Consider the following 7209-nt stretch of genomic DNA (forward strand, 5'->3'; position numbering starts at 1 on the left):
ACGAATGGAGCCCTGACATGCTGACATTGCTGAGCAGTAGCGACTGGCTGATCGAAGAAACTCAATTCAATCTGGATGAAGCGAACTTCAAGGAGACCATTTTCACGGTCGGCAACGGCTATCAGGGCACACGTGGGTCGCTGGAAGAGGGCCACAAAGGAGAGCTGTCTGGCACCTATCTGGCCGGTGTTTACGATCACCATGACTCGACGGTGATCGATCAGGTCAATGTGCCGACCTGGCTGCCGCTTCGGGTCCGTGTCGAAGGTGAATTTCTGGATGTCCAAACGTGTAAAGTGGTCGAGCACAAGCGCGTGTTGGATCTGCAGACCGGATTTCTCCACCGAGATACGGTGTTTGAAGATAGCAAAGGCCGTCGCACTCGCACCACCAGCATCCGCTTTGCCAGTTTTGCCGATCAGCACATCTGTGGCATTCGCCTGACGGTTACGCCTGAGAACCACTCCTCGGAGATCACTGTCGAAAGCGCCCTTGATGCCCAACGGTACAATCTGGACCGCCTGCCAGCTTATCAGGGAATTCCGGTCTTCCACCCCGAGGTAAAATGGGAAAAATGGGCCAAAAGCCGACACCTGAAGGTCACTCAGTCACATGCAAGCAGCGATGCGTCCTATATCGAAGCTCTAACTCTGGACACTGGCATTTCGATTGGCATGGCGTCTGCCTTGGATTGTCCTTCCTTCAGCGAGTTCAAAGGCGCAAACCGTGATTATGAGCGGGTTTCGCAAACCGTTTCTGTCGAGGCGCTCAACGGGCAAAGCCTGACCTTCGAAAAGCTGGTGTCGATTTATACATCGCGAGATCTGAACGGCGCGGAATTGGCGGCCAAGTGCGAAGCCTCCCTTGAGACCGCGCATGCCAAAGGGTTCTCCGCATGTCTAAGCGAAAGTGCCGCAGCCTGGCGCGAAAAATGGGATTCCTGTGATTGTGTGGTGACCGGTGATCCTGAAGCAACGCGGGCGATGCGCTTCAACATATATCACTTGCTTATAGCAGCCAACGAAAACGACCCGCGCGCGAATATCGGCGCCAAGTCCATGTCTGGGGAAGGATACAAAGGTCACGTTTTCTGGGATACCGAGATATTCCTGCTGCCATTCTACATTTTCACGCAGCCGGAGACCGCCAAAGCCCTTCTGAAATACCGTTTCAACACGTTGAACGGCGCACTTGAGAACGCCCGAATGAATGGGCTTAAGGGCGCGCAGTACGCGTGGGAATCTGCTGATACCGGAGTAGAGACAACGCCAAAATGGACAGCGGACGGTGCGAACCGTATCTGGACCGGAGAAGAAGAGATTCACGTCACCGCATGCGTGGCATATGGCATCCTCAGTTATGTTGCGGCGACCGGAGACAGAGATTTCCTTCGCGATTTCGGTGCCGAGGTTTTGTATCAAACCAGCCGGTTCTGGATCAGTCGGCTGGAATGGAACAAAGACAAGGACCGGTACGAGCTGACAAATGTTATCGGGCCGGACGAGTTCCACGAACATGTCGACAACAACACATTCACCAATCGGATGGCGAAATGGCACCTTGAACAATCGGCTCGCGTTTTCGCAGAATTCAGCAAAACCACTTCAGCAGTTCATGACGAATTGCTGATACGGTTGGATTTAACCCGAAAAGAAGTGGATCAGTGGCTGGAAACAGCGGAAAAAATCTATGTTCCATTTGATCCCTCCCGCAATCTGATCGAACAGTTTGAAGGGTATTTCCAGCTCAAGGACATTCCCATCACCGAATGGGACAAAAACCGTATGCCAGTCTACCCCGAGGGGCATGATCACTTTTCACTGAATGGCTCGATGCTGCTCAAGCAACCTGACGTGATCATGTTGAATTATCTCTTGCCCGACGAGTTTTCAGACGAAATCAAAAAGGCGAATTACGCGTTTTACGAGAAACGCACGATGCACAAGTCATCACTTAGCCCGGCCATTCATTCGATCATGGGGATTGAAGTTGGCGACATTTCCTCGGCCCATCACTATTTCGAACGTTCTGCCTTTGTTGATCTGGTCAACAATCAGGGAAACACACAGGACGGGATGCATATCGCATCGGCCGGTGGCACCTGGCAGTCGCTTGTTTGTGGGTTTGGCGGGTTCCGGGTCAAGCACGGCAAGATGACGTTCAAACCCTGGCTGCCCGAGGCATGGTCCGGCATCCGGTTTAATCTGAAGTGGCAGGGGAATGACGTCGAAGTTCTGATTTCTCATGACGAGTGTCGGTTTAAGCTGATTGCTCCGTCCGGCACGAAAGAGGATATCGAGGTGATGGGCCATCCTGTTACTTTGATTGCCGGAGAGGAAGCGGTCTTAGCACCGCAGCCTGCGTGACAACCAAGATTTTTCTCGCAGGAATGGTCAAGGTGTGCCGAGGTGCTATCGTCAGTCTGCAAGAGCCTCAGCAACGCGCGTGTGCAGTTGTTCCGCTGCCGCGTGATCGATGAGCAATTCGTTAACAAGTCCCCGGGTGATCAGTTCGAATACCGTATCGCCTCGTTCCTTCTGAATCGCGACGACCACAACACCACTTTGATCAGGATCGTCAAATGCCCGATCTGCGATGGCTTTGACATGCTCTGTTTTGATCCCGGTCCACAGCCCATTCAGCTCGTCAATCAGGTCCATCTTGGCCTGTGAAATTTCGGTTCTCGGGATCAAAATACCGCCAAGGTCCCCGACGACCAATTGCCGGAGATCGTCAGCCCTTAACCCGCCAGCCTGAACCAGCTCTTCAAAACTGCCCAGAACCGGAGTGCTTGAAGACCCGACGCTGGAAATCAACATATCCATCTTATCAATCAATGCGTCTGGACCCGAAAACACGCGGTGAAATCCCGGGGTGTCAGAGATGTACTGCCAAATGGAACGGCGCATGGTCTCATCGTAGTGACGGGGTATGTATGCCGGGAAACCAGTGAGCTGAGGGCTATCCTCCGGCTGATCGTTAAATAGCTCATCAAACGTTCCGGCAAGCCGGCTGGCAGAGTATCCATGCTGAGCCAGCGACATCAATTCTGCGCAAACCGCTGCAAACTCAGTCTTTTGCGACTTATCTATGGGCTGCCTTGAGGCTGCAATCCCTTCTGCCAGAGACTTGATTGTTCGACCCCACGCAACGCCGATGACGTTCGATTTCTCGATCAGTTCTATCAATCGTCCGGATGCGGTTCGTCCAAACCTGGTACGGCGCTGTGACAGCGCAGCCTCGGTGTTCCCCGGGCCGCTTTCAAACACCCCAAGCCGAGGCGGTCTGAGGTTGTTCCTGTTGCAATATCGCTTCAGATCAGAATTCAACCCTGAAGGAGCCAGCATTTCGTCCATCTGGGCAATCCACTCGTCTGAGAATTGTTCTTTGACGAAGCGTTGTTCGATGACCAAGTAGTTTTGGCGTTCAGCGTGTTTCAGTAACCGCGATACATGCGGTTGAGACAGGCCACCAAGAATTGCTCCTATCTCTACCTGCGACATGTTGTGCGTTGCGCGCATATAGGCAGCGCACTGGGCGCGTTCTTCAAATGGAAGTTTTTTAACGTCGATCATTTGTTCAATATTGTTCGTTAGCAGGATCCTGACAGCGTGAATAACTATGCCATATAAACATTCACATGCCAGCCGATTGAAGAAAAATCCTTACATGCTACGTGTTTCTTGCACAGGCTCGAACCAGGAGATTCAGCATGCCGATCAAAGGACTGATCTTTGACCTCGATGGTGTTTTGGTCGACACCGTACCGGCGCATTTTGCTGCTTGGAAACGCATGTTCGAAGAATACGGGTATGAGTTTGGAAGGGCGGAATACCGGCGACTTGTCGATGGGCGCCCTCGTTATGACGGCGCGCGCGCGGTCATGACCCGGCATTCGGAGAATGAAGTCAGAACCGCCGCAGACAAAAAAAATGACTATTATGTTGAAATGATCGAGCGAGGCGAATTTCGTGTCTTCGATGCTGCTGTGCACCTCGTAAGACAATGCCAGTCGGAGGGTTACGGGCTGGCGGCCGCTTCCAGCAGCGCCAATGTCCGAGCCGTTCTCGAAAAAGCTGGTTTGTTGGATGCCTTTCCGGTTGTTATCGGAGGCGACGATGTCGAAAAAGGGAAACCCAACCCTGATATATTCCTCACCGCCGCCAGCGGGCTGGGGCTTAATGTGGATGAATGTATCGTGATCGAGGATTCCTCTTCCGGTGTCGAAGCGGCAAAGAATGGTGGTTTCTATTGCGTAGGTCTTCTTCATGAAGATCACGAGAGTGAACTAACGGCTGCGGATTGCGTCATTTCTTCGCTGGCCGAGATTGATATTGCGCAGATAGATGAAGCCAGATCTAAGTTGCCAGTTTGAGTACTGTTTAGCGATTTAGAATTGGATTTCTTTGGGACGAAGAAAATTTGCTCCAAAATTTTTTGCCATATGCATCGCGAAGCCCAAGCGGCCGCGAAGTGTGCAAAGTCGCCATTGCCACACATGGGGACAATCGAAACCAGACGTTTACTCCGTCACCTCGCGAATTTGATTGCGTAAAACCAAGGCGGCGATCTCGGGACGGCAGGAGCCACAGTTTGTGCCCGCCTCGAGCGCGGCACCGACCTGTTCCACACTCCTCAAACCGTCGGTCTCGATAGCTTCAAGGATAGTGTTTTCTCCGACATTGAAACACGAGCATAGTACCGGACCGGGGTCGGATCGACCCTCCGGCGCGACGCCGGCCAGCGCCTCCGGCGCATCGGTGCCGGGAAGCGTTGCGAGGTAGTCACGCATCACCGCGACGGGTTCGGCCGCCACGAAAAGAACAGCACGAATCCTGCCGTTCTCGTGCAGGGCCAGCCGAGTGGTGCCGCGGCCAGTGTCTCGTAGCATTTGCAGGCGCGCCTCGGGCAGACGGAACATGGTGCGCGCGGCGGCTTCCCAGTCGTCGACAGCTGACAGCCCGGCCAGTTCGGCACGATACCCGGCTCGAGTTCGGGCAAGCGCCCAATAGTCAGTATCCGGACTCAATGCACTGTCCGAGGCCGCAAAGCCGTACCAAGCTGCCGGGAACCGTTCCAGCGATACCACGCTTGCCTTGCTTTCTGGCTGGCCTGAGACAGGATCGGTTTCTGCAGCGACCAGTGTGTTAATTCGCGCAGATGGTGCGGTCGCCGCGGTCCAGTGCATCGGCGTGAACAGTTGGCCCAATTGCACGGCTTCGGTGATCCGCGCCCGCAGGATCGCGGTGCCATGAGAATTGCGCAGCCGGACAAGATCCGCCGTGCCAATGCCGAGTTCTCTGGCATCCGTCGGATGAATATCTACGTAAGGCTCGGCCAGATGCGCTGACAATCGCGGCGACCGGGCCGTGCGCGTCATCGTATGCCATTGATCGCGGTTGCGCCCGGTATTGAGCCGGAACTGATGGTGAAAGTCGGTTGCGACGATTGGTGGCTTCCAGCGGACCGGGAGCATTCTTGCCTTTCCGTCATCATGAAAGAAACGGCCATTGGCAAAGAAGCGGCCACCTTCTCGCGTAGTCGTTATCGGCCAGCGCGTCGGAGGCAGCGCGTCATAGGCATCTTCGTCGAGATCGCTCAGCCCGGAAATGTCAAAATCACCTCCGAACCGGCCAGCGACGCCCGAAAGTGCAGCGTATTCGCGGAAGATTTCGGCGGGCGTTGCGTAGGAAAATTCCTTCTCCCACCCCATGCGGCGCCCAACCTCGGCCAGGATCTTCCAATCGGGCCGGGCCCCACCTGGCACTGGCAGTGCGGCGCGCTGCCTGCTGATCGTACGGTCCGAGTTTGTGACCGTGCCGCTTTTCTCGCCCCAGGCAGCCGCGGGCAGCAAGACATCTGCCAGCCGGGCAGTGTCGGTCTCGGCAGTGATGTCGCTGACCACTGTGAAATCGCAGGCGCCAATCGCCGCACGCACCGCTTCGGCTTCGGGCATGGTGACCGCCGGGTTGGTGTGAATGATCCAGAGCGCCTTAATCCGGCCATCCCCGACCGCGCGGTACATGTCGATCGCCTTCAACCCCGGAGCATCCGGAACTGCACGGGCGGACCAGAACTCCCGGACTGCAGCCCGGTGTTCCGCATTTTCCAGATCCATATGGCAGGCAAGCATATTGGCAAGCCCGCCTACCTCACGCCCGCCCATTGCGTTCGGCTGGCCGGTCACCGAAAACGGACCACAGCCGGGCTTTCCGATCCGCCCGGTTGCCAGATGACAGTTTAAGATCGCATTGACCTTGTCGCTGCCCGAGGTCGATTGGTTTACCCCCTGACTGTAGATCGTCACAACCTTTTCAGTGCGAATCCACAAGTTGCAGAAGGCACGCAACTGAGCTGGATCCAGCCCGGTTTCTTCGACGCGCGCATTGCTGGCGGCATCCAGAGCGGCGCGGGCGCCGGTGACATTCCCGAGAAATTCCAGATCGAGCGCACCTTGCTCTTCGATGGACCTCAGAAGGAGGTTGAACAAAGCGACATCGCTGCCGGGATCAAGCGCGAGATGCAGATCGGCTCCGTCGCAGCTGGCGGTCCGGCGCGGATCAATCACGACGACTTTGGTGCCGCGGGCCTTTCGTGCCGCCAGCAGGCGCTGATACAGTACCGGATGACACCAAGCGAGGTTGGAACCGACCAGCACCACCAGATCCGCATCTTCCAGATCCTCATAAGTGCCCGGAACGGTGTCGGCGCCAAAGGCGCGCTTGTGACCGACAACGGATGAGGCCATGCAAAGCCGCGAGTTGGTGTCAATATTGGCCGAGCCGATAAATCCCTTCATCAGTTTATTGGCAACGTAGTAATCCTCGGTCAGCAACTGTCCCGAGACATAGAACGCCACACTATCTGGTCCATATTCCGTAATGATCTGGCGGAATCGCCCTGCAACCAAATCCAGCGCCTCGTCCCAGTCTGCGTCCCGGTCAGCAATCCGCGGGCTGAGAAGTCGCCCCTCAGTTCCGAGGGTCTCGCCGAGCGCCGACCCCTTGGAACAGAGGCGCCCGCAATTCGCCGGGTGGTCGGGATCGCCGCGCACATCGAGCCCCCCCTGTCCGTTCCCGCGCAGCAACACACCGCATCCAACGCCGCAATAGGGGCAGGTTGGACGTGTCGCGGTTTGCTGCCGCTCCTTTGATAGCATTTATTGCAGCAAAGGAGACGAACTATGGGACTGAAACGGACGGACGAATT

Annotated in this window: 4 protein-coding genes; 2 read left to right on the top strand and 2 right to left on the bottom strand. The window is 55.7% G+C overall.

What is annotated here, in order from left to right; all coding sequences use genetic code 11:
* Positions 1 to 17: 17 nt before the first annotated feature.
* Entirely contained in the window at positions 18 to 2366 is a 2349-nt protein-coding gene (locus tag ACR0J7_RS19170; RefSeq protein WP_480900852.1) for a glycoside hydrolase family 65 protein, read from the top strand.
* Positions 2367 to 2417: 51 nt separating this feature from the next.
* On the opposite strand, the gene ACR0J7_RS19175 is transcribed toward ACR0J7_RS19170, so the two are convergent.
* Complete coding sequence (locus tag ACR0J7_RS19175) at positions 2418 to 3575, bottom strand: sugar-binding transcriptional regulator (protein ID WP_480900853.1); 1158 nt, start codon at positions 3573 to 3575, stop codon at positions 2418 to 2420.
* A gap of 137 nt (positions 3576 to 3712) precedes the next feature.
* Here ACR0J7_RS19175 and ACR0J7_RS19180 point away from each other — a divergent pair, with 137 nt between their 5' ends.
* Entirely contained in the window at positions 3713 to 4375 is a 663-nt protein-coding gene (locus tag ACR0J7_RS19180) for an HAD family hydrolase (RefSeq protein ID WP_480915306.1), read from the top strand.
* Positions 4376 to 4522: 147 nt separating this feature from the next.
* Here the strand turns inward: ACR0J7_RS19180 and ACR0J7_RS19185 are convergent, their stop codons facing one another.
* Positions 4523 to 7159: a molybdopterin-dependent oxidoreductase gene (locus ACR0J7_RS19185; RefSeq protein WP_480915308.1), complete on the bottom strand. Its 2637-nt coding sequence runs from the start codon at positions 7157 to 7159 to the stop codon at positions 4523 to 4525.
* Positions 7160 to 7209: the final 50 nt, after the last annotated feature.

Source organism: Ruegeria sp. O4 (assembly GCF_056535125.1).

Coding starts and splice junctions, on each gene's coding strand:
- ACR0J7_RS19175 (WP_480900853.1), bottom strand. CDS start 3,575: ATGATCGACGTTAAAAAACTTCCATTTGAAGAACGCGCCCAGTGCGCT.
- ACR0J7_RS19185 (WP_480915308.1), bottom strand. CDS start 7,159: ATGCTATCAAAGGAGCGGCAGCAAACCGCGACACGTCCAACCTGCCCC.
- ACR0J7_RS19170 (WP_480900852.1), top strand. CDS start 18: ATGCTGACATTGCTGAGCAGTAGCGACTGGCTGATCGAAGAAACTCAA.
- ACR0J7_RS19180 (WP_480915306.1), top strand. CDS start 3,713: ATGCCGATCAAAGGACTGATCTTTGACCTCGATGGTGTTTTGGTCGAC.